The following is a 12,075-nucleotide window of genomic DNA, read 5'->3' on the forward strand; positions in this document are numbered from 1 at the left end:
AAATGAAGACAACGTCGTTTGGAAAAATTGAATGGCAGCTGGATGAAGCGGGGAGGGATGCTGTGGCAAAGCAGCTTGGCATAGGAAAAGCTGCTTTTCATCTATCTAATCCATCACGCACTGATGAGCTTCTTTTACCAGGATATAGACTTCCAGAAGGAGTCCATGTATTTGATTCGATAGGTGATGTGCAGAGATTTATTGCACCTTACAGACTGCAGCAATCCGATGATTGGATCAATGGAACATTTGAATATGATAGCGCTCAATTAGAAGAAGAGCTGAGCCGCTTGAAAGCTGTATTTCCTTTTCTTCATATCAGCGTCATTGGCCAATCAGTGCTTGATACACCTATTTATGAGATCCGAACAGAGCCTGTTCAGCATTTACATTCTATTCATCTCAATGCCTCATTTCATGCAAATGAATGGATCACGACGTCTGTTTTATTAAAATGGCTGAAATCGCTTTGCTTAGCAGCGTCTGACCCAGTGCAGGCAAGACATTATGAAGCGGTTCATATCCTGCAGACCACCGCTTTATCCATCGTGCCAATGGTCAATCCTGATGGAGTGGATTTGGTTCGTAATGGACCGGAGTCACTAGGTCTTCATAGTGAAGAATTCACACTGCTAAACGGTGGATATTCCGATTACCGGGAATGGAAAGCAAATATTCGAGGGGTGGATTTAAACAATCAATTCCCTGCTTATTGGGAGATCGAGTACTATCGTCATCAGTCGAAGGCACCGTCCTACCGGGATTATCCTGGGCACGAGCCATTAACAGAACCAGAAGCGAAAGCGATGGCAAATCTTGCGTTGCGAAAACGATTTGACCGGCTGATCGCCCTTCATACACAAGGAGAAGAGATTTATTGGGGTTTTCTTGGCCATGAGCCAGCTCTCTCAAAAGAAACGATCAAACGATTCGAACAAGTGAGCGGCTACAAACCGATCCAATATCTCGACAGCTATGCAGGCTATCGCGATTGGTTTATTTATCAATTTCATAGTGAGGGCTATACAGTCGAGCTTGGTCTAGGGAAAAATCCTCTTTCCATGGATCAATTTGATTCAATCTATGAAAAAACAAAACGGCTTTTGTGGGAAGCGTGTAAGTGTTAAAAGCACCTGTCTGGTGCTTTTTCATATTTGGGAAACATTCAATTGCTTATGGTCAATAAAAACAATGTTGAAGTAATTGACGAAGGTCCCCTTGTAAGCTATTGTGAAAGATATGGATGTAAAAAAAAGGATATGATTTAGGGAGATGTCGACTATTGAGTGCTCAAAGCCTGTGGAAAAGAAATTTTACTTATTTATTTGTTTCTAAAATGTGCAAAATTACGGCTGATAGTTTATCTTTCAACACCATCTTGTGGCTTTTAGTACTAGGAGGGAAAGGGGCCATAGGGACAGCTTTTTTTATTGCGGTCAGCTTTGTTCCTCAAGCAATTGTTGGGCCATTTATTACGCCTATGATGAAGCCGCATCAATTGAAATTTTGGATGTGTTTTGCTGATTTAACACGAGGAGCGATTATTCTTGTGATCGTTGTCAGTTACTTTTATGGTTTCACACCATTAGTCCTCATCATTGGCTGTATGCTGCTGCATTCGGCGACAGGAGGCTCCTATGAACCGGCATCTGTATCGATTATTCCAAAGCTTGTCCATGAGGACCTCATACAAAAAGCAAATGCAACCATCCAATCAGCAAGTCATGTAGTAAGACTTGTGACGGTAACGATTTGTGGTGTCATGATTGCATTTGTAGGTGTAGGTTATACAATGCTTGTGATCATTCCACTTTACCTTTTGTCCGCTTTATTGGTGCTAATGATTTCATATCAAACAGAAGTCATCATCGATAAAGCCAAAAAAGGATTATCTTACGGCAAAAGATTAATTCGAGGTTTTTCACTTGTTAGAAGCCATCATATTTTGTTTCCCTTAGCGATTTTTTGTGTCTGTTCAAACTTTGCTGCGGCACCATGGGAAGCATTGTCTGTTATTTATTTAACTGAAGACTTACATAGTGGACCGGTCGTCTATTCATTCATCAAAGTCACAACGGCACTAGGCGCATTTTTGATGGGGTTTGTTTTGACAAAGATAAAAGTGAATCGGTATGGATTGCTGTTTATAGGTGCTGGGATCGTTGATGGAATCGCCTTCTTCATCACAGGCATGAACGCATTATTGCCTCTTGTGTTTATATCAGCTTTTGCTTTAGGAGCAGCCATTAGTGCAGTTAACGTACCCGAACATACGATGATTCAATTGTCAGTAAAGGCAGAGGATCAGCCGCAAGTGTATGCGATCATCAACATGATTTCCTATTTAATGATTCCGTTAGGCGCCCTCATTGGCGGCTATATGGCAACAATATTTGGGTCTGGGTATGTCATTGCGGCTGGCGGCATCATTGAAGCTGTTTCAGGTATATGCCTGCTTCTGTTTACAAAGATCGGGAAGGTAGAGAGAGCGGATTTGACGGTAGAACGAGACAAACCTGCTTTAAATGCAACGTGAGCATGGCATGATTGAATAAGGATAGGTTACAATGAGGACGAGATAACATAAGAATTTGATTGAAAGGGGAAAAATTATGGCTATAGCAGACGTCACCATCATTCCAATAGGCACTGAAACACCAAGTGTCAGTGCTTATGTAGCAGATGTACAAAGAATTTTAGAAGGCTTTCAACAAGAAGGAAAAATCAAATATCAATTAACACCGATGAATACGTTAATTGAAGGGGAATTATCCGTTTTATTTGAGGTCATTCAGCGCATTCATGAAGCCCCTTTTGAAAAGGGATTGCACCGAGTAGCGACCAATATTCGCATCGATGACAGACGGGATCAAACCACAACGCTTACAAGCAAATTAGAAAGCGTGAATAAGCACTTAAATCAATAAAAAAAGCCTGCTATTATGCAGGCTTTTAATGTGCAGTTGGATAACCGCTATAGATGATGGTCATGACAGTGAACCATCCAAAAACCAAAAATGTAGCGCCAGCAAAAGCAATGGCAAGTACGTTCACTTTTTTTAGTGAACGATAGATGCCGAGCGCAGCTAAAATCGTGACTAGACCAAAAATAATGACGAGCATCATGTGAAAGTCCCCCTTTGTCATCAATCCCCTTGATTTCCTTTCTTTTCATTTTAACCGTTTTCATAAAGCTTGTCGAGTAGATTCCAGTTGACGATTGTTTGAATTTTTATAGAATAGCCTTCATAATAAAAAAGAATGAATAAAGTAGGTGATGAAAATGAATTGGAGAAGAATGCCTTTAGGCTATGTACAAGCGAACGCATATATTTGGAAAAACGAGCTGGGAGAGTGCTTAATTTTTGATCCAGGCGGTGAAGCGCAAAAGCTGATTTCCTATGTAAAAGAAAAACAGCTCACACCGCTTGCTGTCTTATTGACACATGCTCATTTTGATCATATTGGTGCAGCAGATGAGGTACGCGAAGAGTGGGGAGTGCCGCTATATGTACATGAAAATGAAAAAGAATGGCTCACGAACGCTGAATTAAACGGTTCAGCTCGTTTGATTGGGAATGGAATTACAGTCAAAGAAGCTGAGAAATTGATTACGTCAGAAGGAACGCTTCAAATTGGGTCGTTTACATTAGAAATGTTCCATACACCGGGGCATTCACCTGGCAGTGTGTCTTACTATTCGGCGGAAGAGGGATTTGTTATTTCTGGTGACACGCTATTTGAAGGCGGCATCGGGAGAACAGATTTAGTAGGCGGCAGTCAGGAAGTGCTGCTTCAATCAATCCATAAAAAATTATTGTCTTTACCAGAATCAACTCTTGTTTTAAGTGGACATGGCGGAGAAACCACTGTACTCACGGAGCAGGAACAAAATCCGTTTATCAATGGTTTTTCTTTTTAAACGTATGAAAAAAAGCATCTCTTTTTATAGAGATGCTTTTTTCAATTAATGTCCGGTACCGGGAACCATGATGAAAATCGAATAATATGTAAATCCGGCAAAGAAAATCGTCAAGTACGCTCCGAAAATGTAAATATACATTCTTTCGGATAAATTCAAGTAGGATAAAAATACAAAAAGAACGGTTTGACCGAAGAACAGCAGCGATGCATCTTTCATATGTCCTAAATAGAACATGACAGCAAAAATACCCGTCCAAAAGCCAAGCACGCGGAACATGCGATTCATTTCTTTCCCTCCCCTTAAAAACCCCTTTGATTCATATTATAGCTGATCATCACTTGTTATGTAAACATTTACATTTTTGACATCATGTGAACAATTTATTTTGAATGTAGAAAAAAATTTTTTTGAAAAAATCAAGAAAAAGTGTTTATGCCGAAAAACATGAGGGTACTTACTCCATAAGAGAAAAGGTTAACGACCTAAGGAGGAAGACTAATGAGTGACATTACTTTTTATTCATACCCTAGCTGCACGTCTTGCCGCAAAACAAAACATTGGTTAAAGGCGAATCAAATTGATTTTAAAGAGCGTCACCTTTTCAGAGAAACGCCAACACTAGATGAATTAAAAAAGATTCTTTCTTTAACAACAGAAGGAATGGATGAAATTTTAGCCACACGAAGTCAGGCTTTTAAAAGCTTAAATTTAAATATTAATGACTTAAAAGTAAACGAGGTTTTGCAGCTTCTCATTGAAAAACCAAAACTGCTCCGGAGACCAATCATCATTGATGGAAATAAATTAGTAGTTGGTTATAATCCCGGAGAACTCATGAAAATATCAAAAAAGAAAGCGATTCATCAATCAGTTTCCTAATAAAAAACGAAGATCAGCTGAAACATGCTTCAGCCGTCTTCGTTTTTGTGCTGAACTGGGCTAGCTGGGTTCGAACCAACGATCACGGAGTCAAAGTCCATTGCCTTACCACTTGGCTATAGCCCAATATCAAACGTGTAATGATATTGTTCACCATCTACGGTCATTTATACATAAAAGTTGTATGTCACGAGTTTTAAGTGAAAAAGGAGCGAAAGAAGTAAATGAAAAATGAAAAATCTAAGCAATTATACGAATTTATCCTAAAAGAAGCCCCTGTCATGACCGAAGAATGGCTAAAGACAAGAACAGAAGAAGGCTCATTATATTCTAAACATGCTTCAGAGGAAACGGAAAAGAAGCTGAAGGAACAGAACACTGCGTTTATTCAAACCATTGCAGCAACACTTGTGACGCTGTCAGATAAAGTAGAAAACCATTTGAAAAAATGGTCTGTTGATATTGCACGTGATCGAGCAGTTCACGAGGTGCCGTTATATGAAATCATTGGACAATTTAAGATCTTCCGCCACATTTTCTGTTCGAGAATTGAGACATTCACCCAAGAAACAGAGCTTGATGTGACGCTGCAAGATGTGTGTCAGTGGAATCAGCACTTTCACGCCACATTTGATGATATGATTGAGCGTTTATCAGAAGAATATGACCGTGTGACACTCAGTCAGCTGAATGCACAAAGAGAGATGATTCAAGAACTGAGTGCCCCTGTTATTCCAGTATCAAAGGAAATCGGGATTTTGCCACTGATCGGAGAAATCGATACGTACCGGGCCAAAATCATTTTGGAATCCGTACTAGAACAGGCATCTAGACTGCGTCTAACGCATTTATTTATTGATATATCTGGCGTTCCCGTTGTTGATACGATGGTTGCTTTTCAGCTGTTTAAAGTGGTCGATAGTGCGAAGCTGCTAGGAATTGAGACGATTATATCAGGCATTCGCCCAGAGATCGCTCAAACTGTAGTGAAACTCGGCATTGATTTCTCAAAAGTAAATACTGAACACAGCCTTGCAAAAGCTTTAGAAAAAAGAGGATTTCGCATTTTTGAAGAGCAGCAGCAAGAAGCAACATCATGACCAAAAAACCTGTACTTGTAAAAGTCAGGTTTTTTTATATGCTCTTTTCTAAAAAATGATGTGATGCATCGAGAGTTGAGGGTTTTCATCATTTATTAGTCATGAAAATCATAAAATGCTCTTTTGTCATTCAGGTTCCTCTATCCTACAATGTGGTCAGAGAAAGGAGTGATCCACTTGTATGGGATTGAATATTTAAGACAAGAGCTGCTAGAAGAAGCATGCCGCATGAGGGCTTCTGATGTGCATATTGTGCCAAAAGAAAAGGAAGCTTCGGTGTCTTTTCGTGTTGACTCAGATTTAATCCAGCAGCGAACCATTGATAAAAAAAGCGGAGAACGGCTTATTGCACATTTTAAATTTTTATCTTCTATGGATATCGGGGAAAAAAGGAGACCGCAAAATGGCTCACTAGCTGTGATGCTAAGAAACGGCCAAGTGTTTATTCGGATGTCTACCTTACCGACAGTGAATGATGAGAGCTTAGTGATTAGAATTTTACCGCAGGATCATGTTCCGAAAATAAAACATCTATCATTATTTCCGAAAGCCTCAGCCAGGTTATTATCATTTTTGAATCATTCGCATGGACTCATCTTATTTACTGGGCCAACAAATTCAGGGAAAACAACAACACTATATTCATTAATCCAGTTTGCAAAAAAGAATTTTAATCGAAATATTATTACCCTTGAAGACCCTGTCGAAACGAGGAATGAAGAAGTGCTGCAGGTTCAAGTGAATGAAAAAGCCGGCATCACGTATGCCGCTGGATTACGCGCTATTTTAAGACATGATCCAGATATGATTGTGCTTGGAGAAATAAGAGATGCTGAAACGGCCAGAACAGCCATTAGAGCAGCTCTAACAGGTCATTTGGTCATGAGTACATTGCATGCAAAAAATGCAAAAGGAGCTCTTTATCGAATGCTGGAATTTGGTGTGACGATGAATGAACTCGAACAAACAATGGTTGCTATCGCTGCTCAGCGGTTAATCGAACTCGCATGTCCTTTTTGCGGCGAAACGTGTGAGCTTTATTGCAAACTAAATCGGCCAGTCAGACGAACAAATGTATTTGAATTGCTTTTCGGAAAAGAGCTTGGTGAGTGTATGAAAGAGGCGAAAGGAGAATTTGCTCACTCGTCATATGAAACATTGCAAAAATTAATTCGTAAAGGAGTGGCACTAGGCTATTTATCGAAAAACACATATCACCGCTGGGTTTATGAAGAAGCGAGCCTCTAAAGTATGGTCTAAAAAGGCCCAAGCTGAATGCCTATCAAAACTGGCTCAATTGATTCAGGCTGGATATACATTGATTGAGGCATTAGTGATGGTGAATATCCAGTTATCAAAACAACAGCGGCAGCAATTAAAACTAGGTATTCAGTGGCTGCACGAAGGGGAGCCGTTTTATGTGGTGCTCGAGAGACTCCACTTTCAGCGTGAAGTCATCGCCATACTATGTTTTTCTGAGAAGCATGGCAGCCTAGCCCGTGCTTTAGAACAAAGCGCCCGTTTTTTAGAGAAAAAAGTCAAGCAGTTAGACACGTTTAAACGCATGTTACGTTACCCGCTCTTCCTCATCTTCACGGTTCTGGTCGTGCTGATACTCGTTCAGAAAATGATCATTCCTCAATTTTCTGTTTTGTACTCATCGATGGATACCCGCATGTCTTGGTTGATTCAAGGAATGTTTGGAATTTTTCAATTCCTTCATGCTTTTCTGCTCATCACCAGTTGTATGTGTATCTGTCTTACCGGATATTATGCTGTGTTTTTTAGGAAAAAGTCGACCCTTGAGAAGCTGAGGGTGATGAGTAAGCTGCCTTTTTTATATAAAGGGTTGCAGCTGATGCATACGTACCTTTTTTCTCTTCAGCTCAGCGGACTGCTTCAGGCTGGATTATCGATGTACGAAGGTTTGCAAGCTTTTAAACAGCAAAGCTACCTGCCTTTTCTTCAAGAAATAGGTGAACAAATGATGGATGAGTTAAGAAAAGGAGAAAGCATGGCGCATCAAGTAAGCGTGAGTCCTTTTTTCGAAAAACATTTTGCAGCCATCATCAAGCATGGTGAAGCCAGCGGAATGCTTGCGAGAGAAATGTACACGTACAGCCAATTTCTATTAGAGAGTGCAGAGCTAAAAATTGAAAAATGGATTTCTTGGCTGCAGCCAGTTATTTATGGGGTAACAGCACTTCTTATACTCATCGTGTATTTATCTATTCTTTTACCAATGTATCAACTAATGGAGCAAGTGTAAGAAGGAGGACAGAGACATGAATGATAAAGGATTTACCCTGTTAGAAATGTTAATAGTCATGCTCGTAATATCCATTCTTTTACTCATTACCATACCGAATATCACACGTCATCACCAAGCTATTCAGGCAAAGGGCTGTGAAGGGCTTAAATCAATGGTCAGCACACAAGTAATGGCATTTGAATTGGAGCATGATGGGAAGACGCCATCTTTAGCTGAATTAGAAAAAGAAGGTTATGTCAAAAAGGGGTTAACTTGTCCTAATGGAAAAGCGATTGTCATTCAAAACGGCAACGTGAAGCATGAATAAATTATTTTTATATGAGAAGGGTTTTACCCTGATTGAACAGCTGATGATCTTACTTGTTTTATCGATTGTATTGTCGATCATGGGAGGGAAAATCCCAAATATAATAGAAAACGCTGAAGCCAAAAGACAAGTAAACATCATGAAGCAAGATCTTCAATTGGCATCATATACTGCATTTATCAAAAAAACACGTGTGCATGTTGAGATCCATCCGCCGCATGTATCTTATCAGGTAATAGATCAAAAGAGTAACGAAGTCATTGCTTCTTATCAGCATAAAAAGGGCAGCATCAAAACTTCTACATTCTCGCAAGGTATCTATTTTAATGCAAACGGACATCCAAGCAGCGGTGGATCTCTCATTGTCGAATTTGGCAGTCAATCGTATAAACTGACGATTTATTTAGGAAGCGGGCGAATCCATGTTCAAAAACAATAGAGGATTTAGTACGTTTGAGACGCTGTTTGCCTGTCATCTCTTTCTATTTGCTGCCCTTGTGCTCATGCCTGTCTATGAAAAACTCATGATGGGGAAAAAAGAAGTAAGAGCCAAGCTTGAAGCTTATCAGATTTTGCATGAACAGATGAATGAAGCGTTCATAAATGGGACAACATCTTCCATCAAAAAGAAGAGAGGAGAGATCACATATGTTCTCAATTGGCGTAAACAGAAAGGATGTGTTTCATACAAAGTACAAAAAAAGCAGACCATATGCTTTCGGCAAGTGGGCCGATGAACAAGCTTTTACCCTTCTACAAGCTTTGTGGCAATTGCAGCTATTTCTGTTTCTTTCTTTTGGCTGTGTGCTGATCTTTTCAGCAGCTGAAAAAGCTCGTCCTTTTGAAGACATCGACTTATTTTCCCAAATGGAGTGGAAACAGACTGTCCTGCAATTAGATGAGGAATTAAGTCGCGCAGCTGCTGTGAAATCGGTGAAAGGAGGAAAAGCGTTAGAGTATATTTCCGATCAAGGGCGAGTGGTAACGATTGAGCCATACCAAGAGATGCTTCGAAAACGAACGGATCAAGCTGGACATCTTCCTTTATTGCATAAGGTGAAACAATTTCACGTGAGAACGAGTCAGCATAGAGCTATCCTGAAAGTCACAGATAGATCTGGTAAGGTGTATGAAGCCGTTTTTTTCACATATAAAGGGGTGGTTCCTACATCTTGAAAAGAGAGGAAGGGTTTATCTATCCGCATGTGCTTGCGGCGATTCTATTTTTTCTCTTGATCCTAGGGGCAATAACGATGGGCTTTCAAAAAGAGCTGAGAAGTGCAGAGCTGGCGATTTCTTTTTATAAAAAACAGCAGCTTGTTAGGATAGGTGTGAGTGAAGCTGCCAGCACAGTAGAACGTATTTGTGAGAAACAGAAAATCCATATTGATACTGAAGAAGGCCGTGTGACATTGAAACGGATGAAATGCGATCAAAAGAAAAAACTTGTCCTTGTTTTGGTGAAGGTGAAAACAAAAGATGGTTTATCCGATGAGCGTGAACTGATGCTGTATTGGAAGACCGGTGAAATCATGAGATGGGCAAACCCTGAATAGCCAGTGTATAAAATCATCCTCTTCCTGGTAACACTTGAAAGAAGAAGAGGTGATTGTGCTTGAAAACAAATGACTATGTAAAATATATGACGCAGGAAATCATTAAATATATGAATACACCACGAGACGAACGAAAGGAACACAAACAAGAAAAAATGGAAACGAAACCACCGTTTTCACAGCGTTTATTTGGGGTTCTGCCGTTTGGCTTCTCCATGATGCTTAAAAAACGCCAGCGACACCGCCGAAAGTAAAAAGCCGCCAGCAGGCGGTTTTTTTATGCCATTTTAGCTGTATTCCTCCACAACAATCACTTTATTCACCTTGTTTGAGTAAGGGTTATAGGAAATGGTGACAAACACCCCAAATTCCTTTGTATGGTCTTTTAACGTAATATGATACTGTTTCACAGATTCCTTCTCGCGGTGGCGGTCCCATACTTTTTGTTTAAATAAGACTTGCGTTAGCGGATATCTTTTTTTTGCTTCTTTGACTGCCCGCATTTCCCATTGATCTGCGGCGGCAGTCAAACCTTTCGCATCAACAGGTTTGACGTCTAGAATCATAGGACTCAGCAGTAAACTGAGCATGATTATGATTTTTCCATATTTCACTTAACATCACCTCACCTCTTATTATCCTGACCAAGTCCTACATTTTTATGTAAGTTTTAAGAAGTACAAATGTCACACAAAAAAATGTTGAATATGGTGAAAGAATGAGAAAATGGGAGAATTTTCTCGGAATGGTTCTTGTTTAAGAACAAAATGGACTAATTTGACGTTTTGGGTTTTATAGGTATTTCCTTATACTGTATATAATCGTTCTTTTTAAAGAACAACTGTTCAAGGAGTTGAAGGGATCAATGAAACAGTCGCTCTTTGTACTCTTTTGTGCCATTTGTTTGATTTTGACGTCTTCCATCATGACACCAACGCATGCTTCTTTTAATGATGTCGAGCACAAAAACTTTGTCATGAAAACATGTGAAAATTTTGAACAGACAGATCAGCATTGTCAGCCGAAAAAATGGGATCAAAGTCAATTGGAGCTTATCGATCAAACGATGATCGAAGGAACAGTCTGCGCACCTCAAAGACTGAGCATGACACTAAAAAATAGTGGACAGCCTATTGCGTACTCTGAATGGAAGTGGGAATTACATAAAATAGGGAATGATCAGAAACCATTACAAGATGGTCATATTCTCGAAAAGGGCTCCATAAAGTCCCTATTGTCACAAGAAACAGCGACTGTCACGACAGATAAAGCAAAAACAAATGGAATCTATGCATTTAAAATCTATTATCCTAAAGGGTTTGGCACATCTGATCAGGCGTACTTTTGGTCTAAACAGATGGTGCTCTCAAAGTGTCAAGAAAAGGCGTCCTAAATGGAGCTGTCTTTTAAAGTGAAAAAATGATAGGCGAAGGGGAGAAGGAGTCATGAAAAAATGGATGAAGGTGTCTGGGAGTATTCTTTATGTGATGGTGTTCACGGTGATGATAGCCAGTTTTATTGTCGTGTTGTCATCAAGAACAACAGGAGGAGAACCTCAGATTTTCGGTTATCAATTGAAGCAAGTATTATCAGGCTCGATGGAACCAGAATTTTTAGCTGGATCACTGATTGTCGTAAAGCAGGTAGCCACACCTGAGACGCTCAAAAAAGGAGATATTATCACGTTTCAAACGAAGCAGGATCAGTCATTTGTGACCCACCGAATTGTTGGGGTGAAGGGAAAAGGAGCAAATAAAGCGTTTGAGACGAAGGGTGACAATAATATGTATCAGGACGGCACGCTGGTAAAAGCGGATCAGGTGACTGCGCAGTATATGGGAGTGAACATTCCTTATGCAGGAAAGCTTCTTTCGTATGCAGGGACATCAGCTGGAACTGCTTTACTCCTCATTATACCAGGTGTCATGCTGCTCGTTTATTCAACCATTCATTTTGTGGGCGCAGCGAAACATCGTAGACACACGGCTGATGTACATATGAAAGAGGAACAAGCTTAAATCGTTTGTAACCTAATC

19 protein-coding genes and 1 tRNA gene are annotated in these 12,075 nt (G+C 40.0%); 16 read left to right on the forward strand and 4 right to left on the reverse strand.

Annotation, left to right across the window (positions count from 1 at the left end; all coding sequences use genetic code 11):
- Nucleotides 1-2: 2 nt before the first annotated feature.
- The 3 genes from NSS92_RS03005 (at nucleotide 3) to NSS92_RS03015 (ending at nucleotide 2,927) form a co-directional block, all read left to right on the forward strand.
- The gene (locus NSS92_RS03005) at nucleotides 3-1,127 is read left to right on the forward strand and encodes a M14 family zinc carboxypeptidase (protein WP_340866881.1); all 1,125 of its coding nucleotides are present in this window, start codon (nucleotides 3-5) and stop codon (nucleotides 1,125-1,127) included.
- A 155-nt stretch (nucleotides 1,128-1,282) separates the two neighbouring features.
- The gene (locus NSS92_RS03010) at nucleotides 1,283-2,536 is read left to right on the forward strand and encodes an MFS transporter (protein WP_340866882.1); all 1,254 of its coding nucleotides are present in this window, start codon (nucleotides 1,283-1,285) and stop codon (nucleotides 2,534-2,536) included.
- 76 nt (nucleotides 2,537-2,612) lie between these two features.
- The gene (locus tag NSS92_RS03015; RefSeq protein ID WP_024427984.1) at nucleotides 2,613-2,927 is read left to right on the forward strand and encodes an MTH1187 family thiamine-binding protein; all 315 of its coding nucleotides are present in this window, start codon (nucleotides 2,613-2,615) and stop codon (nucleotides 2,925-2,927) included.
- Nucleotides 2,928-2,952: 25 nt separating this feature from the next.
- Here NSS92_RS03015 and NSS92_RS03020 read toward each other — a convergent pair whose 3' ends face one another.
- Nucleotides 2,953-3,126 (reverse strand): DUF2759 domain-containing protein, encoded by a 174-nt coding sequence (locus NSS92_RS03020; RefSeq protein ID WP_003217333.1) that lies wholly within the window; start codon nucleotides 3,124-3,126, stop codon nucleotides 2,953-2,955.
- A 157-nt stretch (nucleotides 3,127-3,283) separates the two neighbouring features.
- On the opposite strand from NSS92_RS03020, the gene NSS92_RS03025 reads away from it, so the two are divergent.
- Complete coding sequence (locus NSS92_RS03025) at nucleotides 3,284-3,922, forward strand: MBL fold metallo-hydrolase (protein WP_340866883.1); 639 nt, start codon at nucleotides 3,284-3,286, stop codon at nucleotides 3,920-3,922.
- Between the two features lie 45 nt (nucleotides 3,923-3,967).
- On the opposite strand, the gene NSS92_RS03030 is transcribed toward NSS92_RS03025, so the two are convergent.
- The gene (locus tag NSS92_RS03030) at nucleotides 3,968-4,210 is read right to left on the reverse strand and encodes a DUF2626 domain-containing protein (protein ID WP_003217440.1); all 243 of its coding nucleotides are present in this window, start codon (nucleotides 4,208-4,210) and stop codon (nucleotides 3,968-3,970) included.
- Between the two features lie 213 nt (nucleotides 4,211-4,423).
- Between NSS92_RS03030 and NSS92_RS03035 the strand changes: the two genes are divergently transcribed.
- Nucleotides 4,424-4,804 carry a Spx/MgsR family RNA polymerase-binding regulatory protein gene (locus tag NSS92_RS03035; RefSeq protein WP_007501232.1) on the forward strand — a complete coding sequence of 127 codons (381 nt, stop codon included), beginning with the start codon at nucleotides 4,424-4,426 and terminating at the stop codon, nucleotides 4,802-4,804.
- A gap of 55 nt (nucleotides 4,805-4,859) precedes the next feature.
- Here NSS92_RS03035 and NSS92_RS03040 read toward each other — a convergent pair.
- Nucleotides 4,860-4,930 (reverse strand) — tRNA-Gln (locus tag NSS92_RS03040).
- 98 nt (nucleotides 4,931-5,028) lie between these two features.
- Between NSS92_RS03040 and NSS92_RS03045 the strand changes: the two genes are divergently transcribed.
- The 9 genes from NSS92_RS03045 to NSS92_RS03085 all read left to right on the forward strand — a co-directional run bounded on the left by NSS92_RS03045 (nucleotide 5,029) and on the right by NSS92_RS03085 (nucleotide 10,293).
- Nucleotides 5,029-5,904 (forward strand): STAS domain-containing protein, encoded by an 876-nt coding sequence (locus tag NSS92_RS03045; RefSeq protein WP_340866884.1) that lies wholly within the window; start codon nucleotides 5,029-5,031, stop codon nucleotides 5,902-5,904.
- 177 nt (nucleotides 5,905-6,081) lie between these two features.
- Complete coding sequence (gene comGA, locus NSS92_RS03050; RefSeq protein ID WP_340866885.1) at nucleotides 6,082-7,152, forward strand: competence type IV pilus ATPase ComGA; 1,071 nt, start codon at nucleotides 6,082-6,084, stop codon at nucleotides 7,150-7,152.
- Nucleotides 7,133-8,173 carry a competence type IV pilus assembly protein ComGB gene (gene comGB, locus NSS92_RS03055; RefSeq protein ID WP_340866886.1) on the forward strand — a complete coding sequence of 347 codons (1,041 nt, stop codon included), beginning with the start codon at nucleotides 7,133-7,135 and terminating at the stop codon, nucleotides 8,171-8,173. Before comGA ends, comGB begins: the two co-directional genes overlap by 20 nt.
- A gap of 16 nt (nucleotides 8,174-8,189) precedes the next feature.
- Nucleotides 8,190-8,483, forward strand: a complete 294-nt coding sequence (gene comGC, locus NSS92_RS03060) for a competence type IV pilus major pilin ComGC (RefSeq protein ID WP_340866887.1) — start codon at nucleotides 8,190-8,192, stop codon at nucleotides 8,481-8,483.
- Nucleotides 8,476-8,922, forward strand: coding sequence for a competence type IV pilus minor pilin ComGD (gene comGD / locus NSS92_RS03065; RefSeq protein WP_340866888.1), 447 nt, complete (start codon nucleotides 8,476-8,478; stop codon nucleotides 8,920-8,922). The genes comGC and comGD overlap by 8 nt, the downstream gene beginning before the upstream one ends.
- Complete coding sequence (comGE, locus tag NSS92_RS03070; protein ID WP_276569589.1) at nucleotides 8,906-9,220, forward strand: competence type IV pilus minor pilin ComGE; 315 nt, start codon at nucleotides 8,906-8,908, stop codon at nucleotides 9,218-9,220. The genes comGD and comGE overlap by 17 nt, the downstream gene beginning before the upstream one ends.
- Nucleotides 9,132-9,659, forward strand: coding sequence for a competence type IV pilus minor pilin ComGF (gene comGF, locus NSS92_RS03075; RefSeq protein ID WP_267587331.1), 528 nt, complete (start codon nucleotides 9,132-9,134; stop codon nucleotides 9,657-9,659). Before comGE ends, comGF begins: the two co-directional genes overlap by 89 nt.
- Nucleotides 9,656-10,039 (forward strand): competence type IV pilus minor pilin ComGG, encoded by a 384-nt coding sequence (locus tag NSS92_RS03080; RefSeq protein ID WP_340866889.1) that lies wholly within the window; start codon nucleotides 9,656-9,658, stop codon nucleotides 10,037-10,039. Before comGF ends, NSS92_RS03080 begins: the two co-directional genes overlap by 4 nt.
- A gap of 59 nt (nucleotides 10,040-10,098) precedes the next feature.
- Nucleotides 10,099-10,293 carry a YqzE family protein gene (locus tag NSS92_RS03085; RefSeq protein ID WP_024718846.1) on the forward strand — a complete coding sequence of 65 codons (195 nt, stop codon included), beginning with the start codon at nucleotides 10,099-10,101 and terminating at the stop codon, nucleotides 10,291-10,293.
- Nucleotides 10,294-10,326: 33 nt separating this feature from the next.
- Here NSS92_RS03085 and NSS92_RS03090 read toward each other — a convergent pair whose 3' ends face one another.
- Complete coding sequence (locus NSS92_RS03090; RefSeq protein ID WP_267587556.1) at nucleotides 10,327-10,605, reverse strand: DUF3889 domain-containing protein; 279 nt, start codon at nucleotides 10,603-10,605, stop codon at nucleotides 10,327-10,329.
- Nucleotides 10,606-10,904: 299 nt separating this feature from the next.
- Between NSS92_RS03090 and tapA the strand changes: the two genes are divergently transcribed.
- Together tapA and sipW are read left to right on the forward strand one after the other, a co-directional pair.
- Nucleotides 10,905-11,432 (forward strand): amyloid fiber anchoring/assembly protein TapA, encoded by a 528-nt coding sequence (gene tapA, locus NSS92_RS03095; protein WP_340866890.1) that lies wholly within the window; start codon nucleotides 10,905-10,907, stop codon nucleotides 11,430-11,432.
- A gap of 52 nt (nucleotides 11,433-11,484) precedes the next feature.
- Nucleotides 11,485-12,057, forward strand: a complete 573-nt coding sequence (gene sipW, locus NSS92_RS03100) for a signal peptidase I SipW (protein ID WP_340866891.1) — start codon at nucleotides 11,485-11,487, stop codon at nucleotides 12,055-12,057.
- The last annotated feature ends 18 nt before the right edge of the window (nucleotides 12,058-12,075 follow it).

This window comes from Bacillus sp. FSL M8-0166 (assembly GCF_038008825.1).
GTDB lineage: Bacteria > Bacillota > Bacilli > Bacillales > Bacillaceae > Bacillus > Bacillus safensis.

Coding starts and splice junctions, on each gene's coding strand:
- NSS92_RS03005 (WP_340866881.1), top strand. CDS start 3: ATGAAGACAACGTCGTTTGGAAAAATTGAATGGCAGCTGGATGAAGCG.
- NSS92_RS03015 (WP_024427984.1), top strand. CDS start 2,613: ATGGCTATAGCAGACGTCACCATCATTCCAATAGGCACTGAAACACCA.
- NSS92_RS03020 (WP_003217333.1), bottom strand. CDS start 3,126: ATGATGCTCGTCATTATTTTTGGTCTAGTCACGATTTTAGCTGCGCTC.
- NSS92_RS03025 (WP_340866883.1), top strand. CDS start 3,284: ATGAATTGGAGAAGAATGCCTTTAGGCTATGTACAAGCGAACGCATAT.
- NSS92_RS03030 (WP_003217440.1), bottom strand. CDS start 4,210: ATGAATCGCATGTTCCGCGTGCTTGGCTTTTGGACGGGTATTTTTGCT.
- NSS92_RS03035 (WP_007501232.1), top strand. CDS start 4,424: ATGAGTGACATTACTTTTTATTCATACCCTAGCTGCACGTCTTGCCGC.
- NSS92_RS03045 (WP_340866884.1), top strand. CDS start 5,029: ATGAAAAATGAAAAATCTAAGCAATTATACGAATTTATCCTAAAAGAA.
- comGB (WP_340866886.1), top strand. CDS start 7,133: ATGAAGAAGCGAGCCTCTAAAGTATGGTCTAAAAAGGCCCAAGCTGAA.
- comGC (WP_340866887.1), top strand. CDS start 8,190: ATGAATGATAAAGGATTTACCCTGTTAGAAATGTTAATAGTCATGCTC.
- comGD (WP_340866888.1), top strand. CDS start 8,476: ATGAATAAATTATTTTTATATGAGAAGGGTTTTACCCTGATTGAACAG.
- comGE (WP_276569589.1), top strand. CDS start 8,906: ATGTTCAAAAACAATAGAGGATTTAGTACGTTTGAGACGCTGTTTGCC.
- comGF (WP_267587331.1), top strand. CDS start 9,132: ATGTTCTCAATTGGCGTAAACAGAAAGGATGTGTTTCATACAAAGTAC.
- NSS92_RS03090 (WP_267587556.1), bottom strand. CDS start 10,605: ATGATTCTAGACGTCAAACCTGTTGATGCGAAAGGTTTGACTGCCGCC.
- tapA (WP_340866890.1), top strand. CDS start 10,905: ATGAAACAGTCGCTCTTTGTACTCTTTTGTGCCATTTGTTTGATTTTG.
- sipW (WP_340866891.1), top strand. CDS start 11,485: ATGAAAAAATGGATGAAGGTGTCTGGGAGTATTCTTTATGTGATGGTG.